This is a genomic window from Flavobacterium channae (assembly GCF_021172165.1).
GTDB lineage: Bacteria > Bacteroidota > Bacteroidia > Flavobacteriales > Flavobacteriaceae > Flavobacterium > Flavobacterium channae.
The window spans coordinates 165,162-184,348 of record NZ_CP089096.1; the positions used below are offsets into that span (position 1 = coordinate 165,162).

The following is a 19,187-nucleotide window of genomic DNA, read 5'->3' on the forward strand; positions in this document are numbered from 1 at the left end:
GTAAAGCTTCATAATAATAAAACGCATTCATTTATTTGGATGCGTTTTTTTGTACTTTTAAACCAAATTAATAGTCATGAAAATCGCACTTTTTCAAACCAAATTAGCTTGGGAAAACCCAATGGTAAATAGAAAATTCATTGAGGAGTATTTCTTAAACGAGGACGAATCATTTGATTTGTTTGTGTTGCCCGAAATGTTCACTTCTGGTTTTACCATGAATCCATACGCAGTTGCTGAAACTATGGACGGTGAAACAATGACTTGGTTGAAAGAATTGGCTAAAAAGAAAACTTGTGCCATTACCGGAAGTTTGGTTATAAAAGAAAATGATAATTTTTATAACCGAATGGTTTTTGTTTTTCCTTCTGGAGAAGTGCAATTTTATAACAAAAGACATCTTTTTACCTTAGCTGGTGAAGAAAAAGTATATGCAAAAGGAACAGAAAAAGTAATTGTAAATTATAACAATTGGAATATTTGCTTACAAGTTTGTTATGATTTGCGTTTTCCTGTTTTTGTTCGAAATGTTGAAAAGTATGATTTACTACTTTATGTTGCTAACTGGCCAAAGCCTAGAATTGCTGCTTGGGATGCACTTTTAAAAGCTCGTGCAATAGAAAACATGTGTTACACTATTGGCGTTAATAGAGTAGGAGAAGATGCGAATCAACTCGAATATCCTGGCCATTCAAAAACATTTGATTTTTTAGGCAATACACTTGTAGATTGCGAACAAGAATTAGGTGTTTTCATCGTTGAATTGGATAAAACTTCTCAAAATGATGCAAGAGCAAGATTTAACTTCTTAAACGATATGGATGCTTTTGAAATCCGCTAATTCAAGATAAAATCCTGTTCTACATCCCAGTTTGCCCTGACATCTATTAGTTTTGGAAAATAAATGATTTCCTCAGCTTGTTTTTTGGCTAAGTAATTTCCAGTATCCCATTCACCATTTGCATTGTCATCATAGATGATTCTAATAGTGTAAAGTTTAGGTTCTATAATATCAAAACTTACACTAGATTCTTTAGTTGTGATGGCTTTGTATAAAACTTCTTTTTTGTCTAATAATTCAATTATAACCGGAAAGCGTTTTACATTTTCCAGATTTATTTTCAGATTTCCGTAATCAGCAAGTTGTTTAGTTGTAACATTAAATTTCAAAGAATCATTCGGTTTTTCATAAAAATCAACAAAAGCCCCTGGAAGTATTTCCATTTTATATTTTTCGTCTTCACCTTTGTCAAAATCGAAAATAATTTCTTGATCGAATTCGTTATATCGCGATGTAAATTTAACGTCTACAGAATCTTTATTTCTTAAATTGATTTTGGAATTATCAATACTGACAATTGGCGTAGAAGATTTTAAAACCAACGGATCTCTAAAAGCTAAAAGACTTGCCGATTTTTTTTCAATTTTTAACGTATCACCTTCTTTAAGATCTTTAAGTTTAGAGTTAAAGGATTTTGAATAATCACCATTTGAAACTGTAATTTGTAGTGAATCCATTTTTACATTTGGATAAAAAATTTGTACAGAGTCTTTGTTCTTTTCTGGGAATTTGGTGATTTTTATCGGAACTTCTTTGTTTTGATATGTTGCGGTAACTTTTGTATTCTTGAAATCGCCTTCGTAACCTAAATATAATTTGTTGTTGCTTTCTTGTGTAGGTTTGTCTGCTTTAAAAGGCTTTTTTTCCTGAAACAATTCTAGTTCAAACATATCTGAAGTTGGAATTGTAATTGGGAAGTCTAAAAAGCCTATTTTATCAACTGCTGGATTGTATAAATTGTTGCTTGCTTTGTCTTTCATGGCAACAATTCTATAACTTCCTTCTTTAAGATTCTCTAGTGAAAACACTTTTAAGCTATCTAAAGTGTTTGTAACGTAAAGTGGAGTTTGCTTGTAAACGGTAGAATCAGTAAACGTTTGAGCATCGTATAACATTATGCTCACAAAATTGTCAGGATTTTGTTCAAAAGCATCTTTAACTTTTCCAACAACAGTTAGTGAGTCTACATAACTTCCAGTAGAAAATACATATTTGTACTGCGAATACGGATTTCCTTCATTATTATCGGTTATACTTTGGCCAAAATTAAAGCTATACGTAGTATTTGGTTGTAAAGTGTCTAAAATTTTAATGGAAATAAATCTGCTAGCGCTTCCTTGAGGTACAACAATAGGCTGTTTTTTCATTGGCGGAGAAATAATCAATTGTTTGTTGATGTCTTTAATTTTAATTAACTCATCAAAATTGATTTTAATTTCGTTTCCTTTAAAATTAGTTGAAAAATTATTAGGACTGCTATTAACTATTTTTGGAGCAATAGTATCTTTAGCACCACCAGTAATGGTTCCCCTTTTAGCACAATTTGTTAATAATAAAAGACTTGCTAGTAAAAAAGCTATTTTTTTAAATTTTGTCATTCTTTCAAATAATGGTGTTACAAAATAACAACTATAATTAGTGCAAACATACGATTTTTAGTAATTTTTAAGATAAGGTGTACGCAATTGTTACAATACTTACTTTGCTATTCGGGATTTTTAGTAAAGCTTTTGCGCAAGCTTCTAAAGTAGCTCCCGAAGTCATAACGTCATCTACAAGTAAAAAGTGCTTGTTATGATTGGTTTCGTTATAATTAACATCAAAAATTTCATTTGTAACTTCCTTGCGATGTTCTTTGTCTTTTTTGGTTTGAGTTTTGGAATATTTGTTTCGATAAAGAAGTGATGGATTGTATGGAATTTTTAATTCCTCTGATAATGTTTCACAAAAAGTGGTAATTTGATTATAACCTCTTTCTTTCAGTCTTTTTTCATGAAGCGGAACTGGGATAATTTCGGTTATAGTTTTGATTTTTGAAACCGATTTTAAATCTTTTGCATACCATTTTCCAAGTAAAGAGCCAATTTCTTGATGTTTTCTATATTTTAAATTGTGAATCAAGTTTTGAACTATTCCATTATGATGAAAATACAACATTGAAGCGCTAAATTCTATAGGAATTATGCCATAAAATTTTTTTGTTGTATCATTGTTCTCTAAAATATGATGATTGGTGTATGGTAAACCGTGGTTACATTCTGTGCAGATAATTTTTTCATTATTTAGTAATAAAGCGCTACAACCCATACAGAGTTTTGGGAAAAGTAAGTTTATCAGATTTTTTAGCATTTTATCGATTAATTATATTAACATTAACATTTTTGAATAAATTTATAAAAAAGTTAACAAAATGGCACTTAGAAAGAACAAAATAACAAAAATCAGCATCTTAGTTTTGATGCTTTTGTCGTTGTTCTTAAGTGTTAAGTATTACAAAATTTCTGATGATTTTAACAAATACGTAGAAAACTCTGAATTAGAGAATAAAGTATTAGAAAGTCAGCTTACAGAAATTCTTCACAAATACGATTCGTTAAGTATCAAAACTAAAATTGATAGTCTTAGATTTAATGATCAGATTCGTTTTGCTCAATCAGGCAAAAATGAAAAGAGTAATTCTAAGTTCAACACCATTGAAGATTCAATCGTTTTTTATGCTAAACAACAACAAAATGCAAAAAGTTTTGTAGCTAAATTAAATACGGTTAATTCAAATTTACCAACTGCAAAAGCTTCGTCAAAAATTGCTCAATTATCAGCAATGAATGTAAATGCAAAAGGAGTTAAAATCTATTCTGATGCATACAATATGAGTGAAGCCAAAATTCAACAATTGAGAGTTTGTTTTACTTTAGAAGAGAATCAATTGGTTCACACCGGTAATAAGACAGTTTACATTCAGGTGGTTAATCCAAAAAATCAAATCATTTCAGTTGGCAATACTTCTGTAGAGTCTGACACTAATGTTAAATTACAATATAGTGCTTCAGTAAATGCTAATTACCAAAGACAAGATACGGATGTTTGTACTTATGTTGATTTGGAACAAAAAAAGACAATAAGAGGTAAATACAAAATCAATATTTATCACAATTTTGTTAAAATTGGTACTACAATTTTCGAATATTAATAATTCTTATTTTTATTCTACAATTTCTTTTCGTTATTTCATTCCTATTTTTACTTTTGCAGTATGGCAAAACAAGATGATATTTTTAAAAATGTAGTTTCGCATGCAAAAGAGTACGGATTTATTTTTCCGTCAAGCGAAATATACGATGGTTTAAGTGCGGTTTATGATTACGCACAAAATGGTGTTGAATTAAAGAAAAACATCCGTGAATATTGGTGGAAATCAATGGTGCAAATGCATGAAAATATTGTAGGTTTAGACGCTGCAATTTTAATGCATCCAACAACATGGAAAGCATCAGGTCACGTTGACGCTTTTAATGATCCATTAATTGATAATAAAGATTCTAAAAAAAGATATCGTGCTGATGTTTTAATTGAGGATTATGCCGAAAAATTAAATCAAAAAGCGCAAAAAGAAATTGAAAAAGCAAAAGCTCGTTTCGGTGAAGCTTTTGACGAATCTCAATTTGTAACTACAAACGAAAGAGTAAAAGGATATTTAGATCAAAAATCGGCTATTTTACAAAGAATGGCAAAAGGTTTAGATTCTGGAGATTTAGCTGATGTAAAAGCATTAATCGAAGAATTAGAAATTGCTTGTCCTGAAAGTGGTTCTAAAAACTGGACGGATGTTAAGCAATTTAACTTGATGTTTGGTACTAAATTAGGTGCTTCTGCTGAAAATGCAATGGATTTATATCTTCGCCCTGAAACAGCTCAAGGTATTTTTGTTAACTTCTTAAATGTGCAAAAAACAGGAAGAATGAAAATTCCTTTTGGAATTGCACAAACAGGAAAAGCGTTCCGTAATGAAATCGTTGCAAGACAGTTTATTTTCCGTATGCGTGAATTTGAACAAATGGAAATGCAATTCTTTGTGAAGCCAGGAGAAGAAATGAAATGGTATGAATACTGGAAAACAACTCGTTTAGCTTGGCATAAATCGCTTGGTTTAGGTGCTGAAAATTACCGTTTCCACGACCATGAGAAATTAGCACATTATGCAAATGCCGCTGCTGATATTGAATTCAATTTCCCATTCGGATTTAAAGAATTAGAAGGAATTCATTCAAGAACCGATTTCGATTTAAAAGCGCACGAACAATATTCTGGTAAAAAATTACAATATTTTGATACTGAAGAAAACAAAAACTATGTGCCTTACGTAGTAGAAACTTCTGTTGGATTAGATAGAATGTTCTTGGCTGTTTTCTCAAAATCATTACAAGAAGAAACTTTAGAAGACGGTTCAACAAGAACAGTTTTACGTTTACCTTCGGTTTTAGCGCCAACAAAAGCTGCGGTTTTACCATTAGTTAAAAAAGATGGTTTGCCAGAAGTAGCTAATAAAATCATCGAGGATTTAAAATGGGATTTCAATGTAACGTATGACGAAAAAGATGCTGTAGGTCGTCGTTACCGTCGTCAAGACGCTTTAGGAACACCATTTTGTATCACAGTAGATCATCAAACATTAGAAGACGAAACGGTAACAATTCGTCATAGAGATTCTATGCAACAAGATAGAGTTAAGATTTCTGAATTAAGAGGAATTATCAATAACGAAGTTTCTATGAGAAACTGGTTGATGAAAATGTAGTTGAGAAGTAAAAAGTAAAAAGCTCAAAGTAAAAAGTAAACCCCGAATTTCATTTGAAATTCGGGGTTTTTATATTTTCTGAACTCTCGGTTTTTCACCAGCGTCATTTCGAGTGTTTTTCATAAAATTGCCTTAGCTATTTTTTGAAAAATGTATCGAGAACTAATGAAAACGAATCGTAGCTGCAGTTCTCGATACAATTTTACAAAGCAAAAATTAGTATTTTTCCTTTATAAAATCACTCGAAGTGACGTTTGAGTTAATTCGGTTCTGTTTTTTATTCACTCAAAGCATTCCAGCCACGAGCTTTTAATTCGATTTTTGTGTTTGCTCTAGTGATTAAGTGAGTACCTTCGGTTGCTTCAACCATGTGGCCAATAACTGTGAAATTTGGATTTCCTTTAATCTTATCAAAATCTTCCATTTTAATAGTGAAAAGTAATTCATAATCTTCACCACCGCTTAAAGCTATTGTGGTAATATCTAGGTTGAACTCTTCGCAAACGTTGATTAATTGTGGGTCAACAGGTATTTTTTCTTCGTATAAATTACAACCAACGCCACTTTGTTTACACAAATGTAAAATCTCTGAAGATAAACCATCAGAAACATCAATCATGGCAGTTGGTTTAATTTCTAATTTTTCTAATAATTCTTTAATGTCATTTCTGGCTTCTGGTTTTAATTGACGTTCAATTAAATACGTGTAATCGTCTAAAACGGGTTGGTTGTTAGGATTTACTTGAAACACTTGTTTTTCGCGTTCCAAAACTTGTAATCCCATATAAGCCGCACCAATATCTCCCGAAACTACTAATAAATCGTTTTCTTTTGCGCCGTTTCTGTAAACGATATCTTCTAAATTCGCTTCACCAATAGCAGTGATGCTGATAATTAATCCTTTTTGCGATGAAGTCGTATCGCCACCAATAACATCTACATTGTAAATTTTAGAAGCTAATGTAATTCCTTCAAATAATTCTTCTAGAGCTTCTAGCGGAAAACGATTTGAAACAGCAATCGAAACGGTTATCTGTTTTGGTGTAGCATTCATAGCGCAAATATCCGATACGTTTGCAACAACGGCTTTGTATCCTAAGTGTTTTAACGGCATGTAAGCCAAATCAAAATGAACACCTTCGACTAATAAATCAGTAGAAACAACCGCTTTTTTATCTTTGAAATCTAAAACAGCAGCGTCATCTCCAATACTTTTTAAAGTAGATTCGTGAGTAATGGTAAAGTTTTTGGTTAAATGTTCAATTAAGCCAAATTCGCCTAATTGTGCCAAACTAGTTCTGCTTTGATTTTTATCTTCTAACATGAATTATTTTTTTTGCAAAGATAGGGTTAATGTGTCAATAAGACAATGTGTCAATAAGACGATATGCCAATGAGGCAATGTGTCAATTAGACGAAATGCCAATGAGTCAATTATTTTATTGGCACATTGCCTCATTGGCTAATTGTCTAATTCCTTCAGCTTTTCATAAATCAAACTCGTTTCATAGCCTTTTCGGAGTAAAAAATCCACAAATTTCTTGTTCTTTTTTTGCCCTTTTCTTTCAGTGATGTTGTTCCAATGTTTTTCGGCTAAACGATGAAAATTTTCTTGATAAGTTTCTTCTGGAATTTCTTTTAAAGCCGTTTGAATATTTCTAGAGGAGATATTTCGAAATTTCAATTCGTTCACAATGCGGTTTTTACCCCAAAATTTATAATTGTGCTTACCTCGAACAAAACTTTGTGCAAAACGTTCTTCGTTGATAAAATTATTTTCGATGAGATGGGTTAAGAGTGCTTCTTTCTCGGAAATTGTTAGCGAAAACGAATACAATTTCTCCTCCACTTCCTTGTAACAACGCTCTTGATACGCACAGTAATATTCCATCTTGGCATAGATTTCTTTCAAGGAAAAAGCGGATTTATTAGTTTTCAATTCGTTAACAATTTAATAATGTAGTAAATATTTCGTAAACAAAAAATTATGTTTTACCTTTGTAGGCTTTTTTTTAATCAAAGAAGTAAAACTTAACCAAATCTAATATTTTTATTCAAAGTTATGAAATTAAAATTACTTATTGTTGCGTTATTTTGCTCGGTTTTAGGATGGGGACAGACTACTATCGCTATTCAAGATTTTGAAACTTCTCCTGCAACACCAACATGGAGTTACACTAACACAGGTGGTGGAGTTTCTACAACAAACACAGGAACTCCAAATAATCAAAGAATTAGAAATGGTTTGAGATCATTTCAAATCAATAATGCTACAAGTACTTTAACCTTTGATGATATAAATGTTTCTGGGTATAATTCTGTTAGTGTTATAATTAGAGTTTCAAGTATTTCAACCAATACAACCAATGGTGCGGATGCCACTGATTATATTAGAACATTTGTTAAGTTAGATGCAGGAACTTTTTTAACCAATACACAGGCAAATGCTGATATTGCTGTAAATGGTAATTCTAATTCAAGATGGGGTTACAATACAACTGGAAATACAACAAATGCAGGGACAAATTCAGTTGTTGCGGGTACTTCAGGTACAAATAATGGAACAATTTATTCAACTTTAATTATAAATATCCCAAACGGAACTTCTTTGGTAGGCTTAAGGATTAATTCTTTGAATAATGATACAACAGAAGTTTGGTGTATTGATGATGTAGAGATTATTGGAACTCCAGCTTCCTCAAACACGATCACAACAGGTACAGGTTTAAGTGGTAGTCCATTTTGTGTAAACAGTTCAACTGGTGCTTCTGTTTCAGTACCTTTCACAAGTGTAGGAATATTTAATGCGGGTAATGTTTTTACAGCAGAGTTGTCAAATGCATCAGGAGCTTTTCCGGGCACAGCCATAGGAACTTTATCAGCTTCTGGTGTTGATCCTTCAGGTACAATTTCGGCAACAATTCCGGCAGGAACTGCTGCAGGAACAGGTTACAGAATTAGAGTAGTTTCTAATAATCCTACGGTTTTTGGTGCAAATAATACGGTTGACTTAACGGTTCAGAATTCTGCAACAATTACAGCGCAACCTTCAACTTCTACTCAGACCATGTGTCAGGGAGTTGGTGCGACTGCTTTGTCGGTGACAGCTACAGGTACAACATTGTCTTATCAATGGTATAGTAATACAACGGCAACAAATTCTGGTGGAACGCCAGTTGGTACAAATAGTGCTAGTTATACCCCTAGTACGGCAACAGCTGGGACATTATATTACTATTGTGTGGTTACGGCTGCTTGTGGTAGTTCAGCAACTAGTAATGTTTCTGGTGCAATAAATGTAAATTCGGTGCCAAGTGCTCCTTCAGGTACAATTACGGTGTCTGCTGATCCATCTTGTGGTGCTGCTACTTTAACCTATTCGGCTCCTAATGCAAATATATATTGGCAAAATACACCTGGTGGGATGTCAACAGCAAATCCTACTACATCTTCTTATTCATCATTGGCAACAGCAGGAACTTATATTAGATATGTAAGAGAGTTAAATGGAACTTGTTGGTCTCCGGCAACTGCATCAGTGTCTTTTACAGTTGTTGAACCGGTTAATATTACAGTTCAGCCGCCAAATAGAACAATAACTGATGGGAACAATACTACATTTACAGTTACTGCAACTGGAACTACTCCTACATATCAATGGCAGGTAAATACAGGAAGTGGATTCGTTGACTTAGTAAACGGAGCACCTTATTCAAATGTTACAACAAGCGCATTGAACATCACTTCAGCAACAGCTGCAATGACTGGTTATGTTTACCGTTGTGTTGTTTCAGGAGCTGCGCCTTGTGGGAGTGTAATTTCAAATCCAGGAACTTTAACGGTAAATTATACAGCACCAAATAATCCAACGAATATTGTTCCTTGTTATAGAAACAATTCTATCGATTTGTCTTGGACAGCTTCTTCAGGAGGTTCAGCTCCAGATGGATATATGGTTTTTGCTTTGGTAGGAGGAACTTCTCCAGCGGCAACAGCTGCAGTGGCAGGAAATGCAAGTTTATATACAGCAAATTCAGATTTTTCTTTAGCAACCGTAGTAACAGCGTCTTTAGGAAAATGTGTTTATAAAGGAACAGGGACATCTGTTTTAGTTACAGGATTGACAAATTCGGCAAATTACTCTTTTAAAGTAGTTGCTTACAGAGGGAATACAAGTACAGGTTGGTCAAGTGGTATTGATACTAATGGTACTTGGAGTACACCTACAACAAATATTGTGGCAGATATGCCAGAAGTAAGTAGTTTGTCAGCTTCTGTAGCAAGTGGGCAATCGGCACTTACTTGGAACAGACCTACACCTTTATCATGTTATGATGAATATTTAGTGGTGGCAAATCAAGGTGGTGTTGTATTTACGCCTTCTGGAGATGGGTCTTCTTATGCGCCGAATACAGTTTATTCGAGTTCTAATCAGGTAGTTTATAAAGGTACTGGGACAGGAGTTACTGTTACTGGCTTAACAAATGGATTGTCTTATTGTTATAAAGTTTTTGTAAGAAGAGGTACAGAATGGAGTGATGGTATAGAAGTTTGTCAAACACCTAATTTAGTATATTGTGCTTCTGGAGCAACAAACTCAACTGATTCTGAAATTGAAAATGTAACGTTAGTAGGATATTCTAGTACGATTTCAAATAATACAACAAATGCTTGTACTACAGGAGTAAATAATTATACGGCTATGAGAGCCGACTTAGCAGTAGGAGGTTCTTATACGCTAACAGTTGAGTTTGGAGATTGTAATGGTGGAAATCAATATGATGGAGCTGGTGGTGTTTGGATTGATTGGAATAACGATGGCGATTTTCTTGATGCGAATGAAACAATCGGAACTGTTGATTTAGCAATGACGTTAACAGATACCAATGTAATTCAAAACTTTACAATTAATGTTCCAGCAGGTCAGCCAATTGGAAATTATAGAATGAGAATTGTACAAACAGAAGGAGGGACACTTGGAACTATATCTCCTTGTGGAACTTTTTCATGGGGTTCTACTGAAGATTATACAATTGAGGTAATAAATGCTTGTACACCTACAACTTCTGTGAGTTCAATTTTTCCAACTTCAGGTCCAGTTGGAGCTGTTGTAACTATTAATGGTTCTGGTTTTACAACAGCAACATCGGTTTCTTTTGAAAGCGTAGTTGCAAGTTTTAATATTATTTCGAATACTGTAATTGAAGTTACTGTTCCAACTGGAGCAACAACAGGTAATATTGTCATACAAGATGCTGGAAGTTGTAATCTATCCTATTCTTCATTTACTGTAATTACTAAAGATATTTCTTCTTGTGAGGGTGCACCAATAACAACTGATTTAATAATATATGAATTACATGATGAGTTTACTGGTGATGGTGGATTTATAACTTTATATAATGGTACAGCAGCCACAGTAAATCTATCAAATTATAGAATTTATAGAGCTGGGGATTATGGCGCTGCGATGTCTAATTATGCTACTTTAACTGGGTCGATTGCTCCAGGAGCTTTAGGAGTAGTTACAGTTGATGCTGCTAGTTGTGGAAATGCAACTAATGGTGATTTAAATGCTGGATTTAATGAAAATGATCAAATTCAATTAAGAAATGCTGCGGGTACAGTTGTAATTGACGATGTGCAAGCATACATTCCGGGTCCTGGATATTATATGGTTAGAAATGCGGGAGCTTTAAGCGCAAGAACAACATTCGTGGCCACAGATTGGAGTACAACACCATTAGTTGCTGGTCAATGTATCCCAAGCGCTGGATTAGTACCGCCTTCAGGAACTGGAGATAGCCCTGCAGTTACGCTTAACCCTGTAGATGTAAATGCTAGTTGTTCTTCATCAACGGCTACGTTAAGTGTAGCAGGAACTGAAGGTGTAGCTGGTGGTGCCACTTTAGCTTATCAATGGTATGTAAATGTACCTGGGAATGCAGGTTGGACAGCAGTTGCAAATGGAGGAGTTTACAGCGGTGCAACTACTACTACTTTAAATATTTCTTCAACAGGAGGGTTAAACAATTATCAATACTATTGTCAAATTAGAGAAAACGATGCTACTTGCTATACCGCAACAGAAGCGGCAATTGTAAAAGAAGGAGCAACAATTTGGGATGGAACTAGTTGGTCAAATGGAGTTCCAACATTAACTAAATTGGCTATTATTAATGGAAATTATGATACAACTGCAAACGGAAATTTCTCTTGTTGTAGTTTGATTGTAAATGCTTCTTTTGTTTTAGATATTAGAGCTAATGATTACGTTGAAATTCAAAATGATTTAACGGTTAATGGAACTTTGAATGTTTTAAATAATGGTTCATTAGTTCAAATAAGTGATGCGGGAATTAATACAGGAAATATTTCTTACCAACGTATTGCGTCAGCAAAACTTCAGGATTATGTTTATTGGTCTTCACCAGTTAGTGGTTTTGATGTAAATAGTATTTCACCTGCAACTCCTGCATATTATCATTGGGAATGGAATCCAACCATTGTTAATCCAAACGGAGGAGAAGGGAATTGGGTAAATGCGTCTACAACAATGTTAGGAGGTAAAGGTTATATCGTAAGAGCGCCAAACGGATTTAGTAATACTGCTAATCAAAACTGGACGGCTACCTTTAACAATGGAGTTGCTAATAATGGTGTTTATTCACCTTCAATTGCTCGTGGAAACGATTTAAATGCGGGAACTCCTGGTCCAAATGGTATAATGAGAACAGTAACAGATGATAACTGGAATTTACTTGGAAATCCTTATCCATCTGCAATTAGTATTAATTCATTTTTAACGGCTAATCCTGACTTGGATGGTTTTGTAAGATTGTGGACACATGGTACTTTACCAACTTCGACAGTTGATCCATTCTATAACAACTTTGTTTATAATTATACAGCGGATGATTATATAGCTATTAACGGAGCTGGTGCAACAAGTGGTCCTGGTACATTAAGTGTAATAGGGGGAGGGCAAGGATTCTTTGTTTTGATGAATCCTGGAACTGCAACCACATCTACTGCTACATTTAATAATGCTATGCGTAATATAGGCTATTCAAATAGTCAATTTTATAGAAGTGCAAATGTTACAAATGCAGGAGTTGGTGGTGATATTGAAAGACACAGAATTTGGTTGGATTTAATTAGTCCTACAAATGTAACAACAAGAACTTTGGTTGCATATGTTGATGGTGCGACTTCAGATAAAGATAGAATGTTTGATGCATTAACAGATTATAAAAGTGCTCAGAATTTCTATTCTTTAATTGGTGATCAAGTAATGACAATTCAAGGAAAAGGATTGCCGTTTGTTCAGGAAGATACTGTTCCATTAGGTGTAAAATTACCATCAAATGGGATTTATAAAATTGCGATTGGAGCTATTGATGGTCTTTTTGAAACTACCAATCAAAATATTTATGTAGAAGATAAATTGTTAGGTGTTATTCATGATTTAAGACAAAGTCCATATTCTTTTACAGGTGTGTCTGGAATCATTAATGGAAGATTTATTTTAAGATATACAAATGAAACTTTAGGAAATGATGATTTTATTACTTCAGATGATGCTATTTTTATAACAAGTGGAAATGATTTAACTATTACATCAACAAAAGAATCTATCAAAGATGTTTTGCTGTATGACGTTTTAGGAAGATTAATTTCTAAAAAGCAAAACGTAAATTCTTTTGAGGTTACTTTAAATAATATAAATAAAACGAACAGTGCTTTAATTATTTATGTTACTTTAGAAAATGGTGCGCAAATAATTAAAAAAGTTATTTATTAATACATTCTTAAGATTTTAAAAAAACCAGCAGAAATATGCTGGTTTTTTTGTTTAAAATTTTATTTTTTATAAGTTTGTTTGTTGAACCCCAATCTATCATGTTATGAAAAGAAGAATACTTATTTTTTCATTTTTACTTATTAATCTTTTAGCTTCTGCTCAAAAAAGCGGAGCTTGGAAAGAAGTTGAAAATTCTTTTGAATTTACTCAAACAAAACTTAGAAGAGAAGTTTTACCAGTGCAATATAAATTGTACTCGTTCGATTATGAAAAGTTTAAAGCGCAATTAGTAAATGTTCCTGTTAGGGAAGAGTTTACTGGTGTTTCAAATGTTGTAGTTTCTTTTCCTATGCCAAATGGTGCAATAGAAGAATTTAGAATTATTGAAGCATCTACATTTGAAAAAAGTCTACAAAATCAATTTCCTGAAATTAGATCATTTGCAGGACAAGGAGTTACAAATCCTTCAAATGTGATTCGTTTCAGTGTTTCGCCTTATAATGGTGTAAGTGCTTTAATTCGTTCTGGTTCAGAAGGAACAACGTTTATAATTGATCCAATTTCTATGGATTACAAAACAGTTATTGTTTTTGATCGTGTTCATACTAAGAAGAGTGGGGATTTTATATGTACAACTGAAGATGCTGTTCAGCAATTTGGACAAGTGTTTGATAGAAATGCAGATAATAATACTGTTTTAAATGCAGATGATAGTACACTAAGAAGATTTAGAATGGCTCAGTCATGTACTGGTGAGTATGCTAATTATTTTGGAGCTACTAGTGCGGCTCAAGTAAATTTAGTTTTGGCTGCATTTAACGCAACTTATACTAGGGTTAATGCTATTTTTGAAATGGATTTCAATGCAACGATGGTTTTGATTGCTAATACTACGAATGTGATTTATTACAATCCAAGTACTGATCCTTATTCGGCTTCAACAAATATGGATCCATGGAATTTGCAATTAATGAATACGTTAAGTTCTGAAATAGGTAATGCAAATTTTGACATTGGTCATTTGTTTGGTGCATCAGGTGGTGGTGGAAATGCTGGATGTATAGGGTGTGTATGTAGTAATGATCAAACTACAACAACATATGCTGGGGATCCGCAGGTGTATCCTGTTGCGTATAAAGGTAGTGGGTATACTTCTCCTGCAAATGGAATTCCTATGGGTGATGATTTTGATGTTGATTATGTAGCACACGAAATTGGTCATCAGTTGGGAGGTAATCATACTTTTTCGATGAGTACTGAAAACAACGCGGTTAACATGGAGCCTGGTTCTGGGGTAACTATTATGGGTTATGCAGGTATCACTGGCGCTACAGATGTTGCAGCACATTCAATTCCTATTTTTCATGCTGGTTCTATTCAACAGATTACAAATAATATTAAAGGGAAAAGTTGTCCTACTTTGATAAATACTGGTAACGCGGTTCCGGTACCTTCAGCACCAGCGACTAAAACTTTGCCTCGAGGTACTGCATTTAAATTAACTGGTACGGCAACTGATGCAAATGCTGGAGATGTGTTGTCATATTGTTGGGAACAAGTCGATGATGCTACAACAGTTGGAGCTGCAGCATCATATCCTACTGAAACTAAAACTAATGGGGCAAACTTTCGCTCTTTTATGCCAAAAAATAATGGAACAAGATATTTTCCTAGATTAGAAGATCATGTAAAGAATGGTGTTACAGGAAATCAGTGGGAAATAATACCAAATAATCCAAGTGCAAATAGAACTTTAAATTTTAGAATGACAGTTCGTGATAATAAACCAGGTGGTGGGAACAATGAAAGCGTAAACACAGCGGTTACTTTCGATAGAACAAAAGGGCCATTTTTAATTACTTCTCAAAACACTGCAGGAATTAGTTATACTCAAGGTTCTACACAAACGATTACATGGTCAGTTAATAATACTAACACAATGACTGGCGCCTCAAATGTTAATATTAAGCTTTCCACAGATGGAGGACAAACTTTTCCAATTGTATTAGCTGGAAACACGCCAAATGATGGGAATCAAGTGATTACAATCCCTAATGTTTCTGCGCCATATTGTAGGATTTTGATTGAACCTACAGGAAACGATTTTTATGCAATTAATACAAATGATTTTGCAATTGGCTATACAGTTACTACAAATACTACATGTAACCAATATTCATTTACTCCAAATTTAGCAATTCCTGATGGTCAAGCAAGCGGTGGTTATGGAACGGTTGTTGGTTTTAATGCAAATATTCCAATGACAGGTACTATTTCAGATGTAAATATTTTAGATTTAAATTTGACTCATACTTATATGTCAGACATTACTTTGATTTTAAATCATCCTGATGGAACTCAATTATTATATATAGATGATGTTTGTTCGAATAGAAATGGTTTTAATAATACTGATTTAGACTCACAAGCAACAAACACTATAAATTGTGGTACAAATACAAATAGTGTAATTGGAGCAGGACCATTTCAACCTTCATCTTCTTTTAATATTTTTAATGGGAAACAAGCAAATGGAACTTGGCAATTTTTAGCTGCTGATTATTTTCAAGGTGATACAGGAACATTAAATTCTCTAGTTTTAGAAGTATGTACTAGTGATACAACTATTACAGAAGCTCCAAATGCTTGTGGGGTGATTACTACTACGTGGAATGGTTCTACTTGGTCAAACGGAGTTCCATTGAAAAATGTTGTGGCTATTTTCAATGGAAATTATTCATCAACTGCTGATTTAGAAGCATGTTCTGTTGTGGTTAATTCAGGATTTAATGTAGTATTTAATCCGGGTCATACATTAATTGTTGGGAATGAAGTTACGGTAAATGGGACAGGTACTTTAACAATTGAAAATAATGCAGCTTTACGCCAAATTAATGATCAAGCTGTTAACGTTGGAAATATTACCGTAAAAAGAAATTCAACTCCAATGATAAGATTGGATTATACAGCTTGGTCTTCTCCGGTTTCAGGACAAAATTTAAAAGCTTTTTCACCAAATACATTGGATAATAGATTTTATGAATATCTATATACAGGTACAACAACACCGACTGCTTATCAATCAGTTGCAAATGTTGCTAGTACAAACTTTGCAAAAGCTAAAGGTTATATGATTAGAGCGGCAAATGATTGGCCTGCAACACCTGCAACGTTTAATGGTCAGTTCTATGGAGTACCTCATAATGGAAATGCTTCTATCAGTTTAGGTATTGGCTATAATTTATTAGGAAATCCTTATGCGTCTCCAATTAGTGCTGATAGATTTTTAAGAGATAATGAAACAATTGTTGGAGCTCTGTATTTCTGGACACACCAAGCCGCAGCTGTGGGTGGTGTATATCCTGTTAATAATTATGCAAGTTATACAACATTAGGAGGAACTGCGGCAGCTGCTGGCGGACCTGTTCCTAATGGTACAATTCAAACAGGTCAAGGTTTCTATGTTAGAGCATATGATTTTGGTTCTGCATTATTTTCTAATAATCAACGTGTTAATGCTTCTGTTTCAACACAATTTTATAGAACATCAAACGAAGAAGAACCTGTTGTTGAAAAACATAGAGTTTGGTTAAATTTAAATGATTCGAATGTTTCGTATAGTCAAACTTTAATTGGATATATGGATGGTGCTTCAGCTGGTTTTGATAATATAATTGATGCTAGAATTTTAGATGATTCTAAAACAATGTTGTATTCGATTTCTAATGACGATAAATTAGTAATTCAAGGTAAAGGAATGCCATTCACTAATGATGATGTTGTTCCATTAGGATTAAAAGTTTTAGCTCCTGGATCATATACAATTTCACTTGAAAATCTTGACGGATTATTTGTAGACCAAAATGTTTATTTAAAAGATAATTTTACAAATACTATTCATGATATTAAACAGAGTGCTTATTCTTTTACTACTCAAGATGGTACATTTGAAAATCGTTTTTCAGTTGTTTATAATAATTCGGTTTTAGGTAATGATGATTTTATTAATGAAAATGTCTTGACAGTTTATTCCAATCAAAATGGTATTGTAATTAATACAACAGAAAAAATTTCTGAAGTTGTAGTTTTTGATGTTTTAGGAAGAAAACTACATTATCAAAATGGCTTAGATAACTCTGAAGTTGTCATTTCTAAAATAGTTAAATCAAATCAAGCATTATTAGTTAAAACAACACTTTCAAACGGTCAAGTAATTACTAAAAAGATTATTTTTTAAGATACAATTCCAAGCTAAAAAAGCCCAATCGTTAAAGATTGGGCTTTTTTTATTTCATTTGAAATCAATTTTGTATTTTTGAACATTATCAAACAAACACAATGGACAATATAAAACATTACGTTCAGGAAAATAAAGAACGTTTTTTAAACGAGTTAATAGAACTTTTAAAAATTCCTTCTGTAAGTGCAGATAGTGCTTATGCACATGATGTGGTATTAACTGCTGAAGCGGTTAAAGCAAGTTTAGAAAAAGCAGGGTGTGATTTTGTAGAACTTTGCGAAACTCCAGGATATCCAATTGTTTATGGAGAAAAAATCATCGATAGAAATTTACCTACAGTTTTAGTTTACGGACATTATGATGTGCAACCACCAGATCCAATGGATTTATGGACTTCACCACCTTTTGAGCCTGTAATTAAAGCAACTGAAATTCATCCGGAAGGAGCAATTTTTGCTCGTGGTGCTTGTGATGATAAAGGACAAATGTACATGCATGTAAAAGCATTTGAATATATGATTCAAAACAATTGCTTACCATGTAATGTGAAATTCATGATTGAAGGAGAAGAAGAAGTTGGTTCTAAAAGCTTAGGTTGGTTCGTAGAAAGAAATCAAGAAAAATTAGCAAATGATGTTATTTTAATTTCTGATACTGGAATGATTTCTAATCAGCAACCATCAATTACAACTGGTTTGCGCGGTTTAAGTTATGTAGAAGTTGAAGTAACTGGGCCAAATCGCGATTTACACTCTGGTTTGTATGGTGGAGCAGTAGCAAACCCAATTAATGTATTAACAAAAATGATTGCTTCACTTCACGATGAAAACAATCATATTACTATTCCAGGATTTTACGATAAAGTAGAGGAGTTATCTGCAGAAGAAAGAGCAGAAATGGCAAAGGCACCATTCTCTTTAGAAAAATACAAACAAGCTTTAGATATAGATGATATTTATGGCGAAACTGGTTATGTAACCAACGAAAGAAATTCTATTCGTCCAACTTTAGATGTAAACGGAATTTGGGGTGGCTATACAGGTGAAGGAGCAAAAACAGTTATCACAAGTAAAGCATATGCTAAAATTTCGATGCGTTTAGTTCCTAATCAAGATTGGGAAGAAATCACAGAGTTATTCAAAAATCATTTTGAAAGTATTGCGCCAAAAGCTGTAAAAGTAAAAGTAACGCCTCATCATGGTGGACAAGGTTATGTTACACCAATTGATAGCATTGGATACCAAGCAGCTAATAAAGCCTATACAGAAACTTTTGGTGTGCCTGCAATTCCAGTTCGTTCTGGCGGAAGTATTCCAATTGTAGCTTTATTCGAGAAGGAATTAAAGAGTAAAACTATTTTAATGGGATTTGGGTTGGATAGCGATGCAATTCACTCTCCAAACGAACATTTTGGGGTTTTCAATTATTTAAAAGGAATTGAAACTATTCCATTATTCTACAAGTATTTTACTGAAATGAGCAAATAATAAAAAGTCCCAAATTATTT

Annotated in this window: 10 protein-coding genes; 6 read left to right on the forward strand and 4 right to left on the reverse strand. The window is 33.4% G+C overall.

What is annotated here, in order from left to right:
* Positions 1-76 precede the first annotated feature (76 nt).
* On the forward strand, positions 77-841 hold the full coding sequence (locus tag LOS89_RS00725) for a nitrilase family protein (RefSeq protein ID WP_231835821.1): 765 nt from the start codon (positions 77-79) through the stop codon (positions 839-841).
* Here the strand turns inward: LOS89_RS00725 and LOS89_RS00730 are convergent.
* Complete coding sequence (locus LOS89_RS00730; protein ID WP_231835822.1) at positions 838-2,439, reverse strand: Ig-like domain-containing domain; 1,602 nt, start codon at positions 2,437-2,439, stop codon at positions 838-840. The two genes, LOS89_RS00725 and LOS89_RS00730, sit on opposite strands and share 4 nt — an antisense overlap.
* Positions 2,440-2,506: 67 nt before the next feature.
* The gene (locus LOS89_RS00735; protein WP_231835823.1) at positions 2,507-3,190 is read right to left on the reverse strand and encodes a ComF family protein; all 684 of its coding nucleotides are present in this window, start codon (positions 3,188-3,190) and stop codon (positions 2,507-2,509) included.
* Positions 3,191-3,251: 61 nt separating this feature from the next.
* Here LOS89_RS00735 and LOS89_RS00740 point away from each other — a divergent pair, with 61 nt between their 5' ends.
* Together LOS89_RS00740 and LOS89_RS00745 are read left to right on the forward strand one after the other, a co-directional pair.
* Positions 3,252-4,031: a DUF8428 domain-containing protein gene (locus LOS89_RS00740; RefSeq protein WP_231835824.1), complete on the forward strand. Its 780-nt coding sequence runs from the start codon at positions 3,252-3,254 to the stop codon at positions 4,029-4,031.
* 63 nt (positions 4,032-4,094) lie between these two features.
* Positions 4,095-5,636 (forward strand): glycine--tRNA ligase, encoded by a 1,542-nt coding sequence (locus LOS89_RS00745; protein ID WP_231835825.1) that lies wholly within the window; start codon positions 4,095-4,097, stop codon positions 5,634-5,636.
* Positions 5,637-5,913: 277 nt separating this feature from the next.
* Here the strand turns inward: LOS89_RS00745 and thiL are convergent, their stop codons facing one another.
* Positions 5,914-6,960: a thiamine-phosphate kinase gene (gene thiL / locus LOS89_RS00750; RefSeq protein ID WP_231835826.1), complete on the reverse strand. Its 1,047-nt coding sequence runs from the start codon at positions 6,958-6,960 to the stop codon at positions 5,914-5,916.
* Positions 6,961-7,098: 138 nt separating this feature from the next.
* Entirely contained in the window at positions 7,099-7,527 is a 429-nt protein-coding gene (locus LOS89_RS00755) for a regulatory protein RecX (RefSeq protein ID WP_231835827.1), read from the reverse strand.
* A 171-nt stretch (positions 7,528-7,698) separates the two neighbouring features.
* Here LOS89_RS00755 and LOS89_RS00760 point away from each other — a divergent pair, with 171 nt between their 5' ends.
* The 3 genes from LOS89_RS00760 (at position 7,699) to LOS89_RS00770 (ending at position 19,167) form a co-directional block, all read left to right on the forward strand.
* Positions 7,699-13,440: a RemA C-terminal-like gliding motility protein gene (locus LOS89_RS00760; protein WP_231835828.1), complete on the forward strand. Its 5,742-nt coding sequence runs from the start codon at positions 7,699-7,701 to the stop codon at positions 13,438-13,440.
* A 103-nt stretch (positions 13,441-13,543) separates the two neighbouring features.
* A complete protein-coding gene (locus LOS89_RS00765) occupies positions 13,544-17,677 on the forward strand; it encodes a RemA C-terminal-like gliding motility protein (protein WP_231835829.1) in 4,134 nt (1,377 codons plus the stop codon).
* A 101-nt stretch (positions 17,678-17,778) separates the two neighbouring features.
* The gene (locus LOS89_RS00770) at positions 17,779-19,167 is read left to right on the forward strand and encodes a dipeptidase (protein ID WP_231835830.1); all 1,389 of its coding nucleotides are present in this window, start codon (positions 17,779-17,781) and stop codon (positions 19,165-19,167) included.
* Positions 19,168-19,187: the final 20 nt, after the last annotated feature.

What these genes read in the sequence shown, in the direction of transcription:
- LOS89_RS00765 (WP_231835829.1), top strand. Translation starts at nt 13,544, where the DNA reads ATGAAAAGAAGAATACTTATTTTTTCATTTTTACTTATTAATCTTTTA.
- LOS89_RS00725 (WP_231835821.1), top strand. Translation starts at nt 77, where the DNA reads ATGAAAATCGCACTTTTTCAAACCAAATTAGCTTGGGAAAACCCAATG.
- LOS89_RS00770 (WP_231835830.1), top strand. Translation starts at nt 17,779, where the DNA reads ATGGACAATATAAAACATTACGTTCAGGAAAATAAAGAACGTTTTTTA.
- LOS89_RS00755 (WP_231835827.1), bottom strand. Translation starts at nt 7,527, where the DNA reads ATGGAATATTACTGTGCGTATCAAGAGCGTTGTTACAAGGAAGTGGAG.
- LOS89_RS00760 (WP_231835828.1), top strand. Translation starts at nt 7,699, where the DNA reads ATGAAATTAAAATTACTTATTGTTGCGTTATTTTGCTCGGTTTTAGGA.
- LOS89_RS00745 (WP_231835825.1), top strand. Translation starts at nt 4,095, where the DNA reads ATGGCAAAACAAGATGATATTTTTAAAAATGTAGTTTCGCATGCAAAA.
- LOS89_RS00735 (WP_231835823.1), bottom strand. Translation starts at nt 3,190, where the DNA reads ATGCTAAAAAATCTGATAAACTTACTTTTCCCAAAACTCTGTATGGGT.
- thiL (WP_231835826.1), bottom strand. Translation starts at nt 6,960, where the DNA reads ATGTTAGAAGATAAAAATCAAAGCAGAACTAGTTTGGCACAATTAGGC.
- LOS89_RS00740 (WP_231835824.1), top strand. Translation starts at nt 3,252, where the DNA reads ATGGCACTTAGAAAGAACAAAATAACAAAAATCAGCATCTTAGTTTTG.
- LOS89_RS00730 (WP_231835822.1), bottom strand. Translation starts at nt 2,439, where the DNA reads ATGACAAAATTTAAAAAAATAGCTTTTTTACTAGCAAGTCTTTTATTA.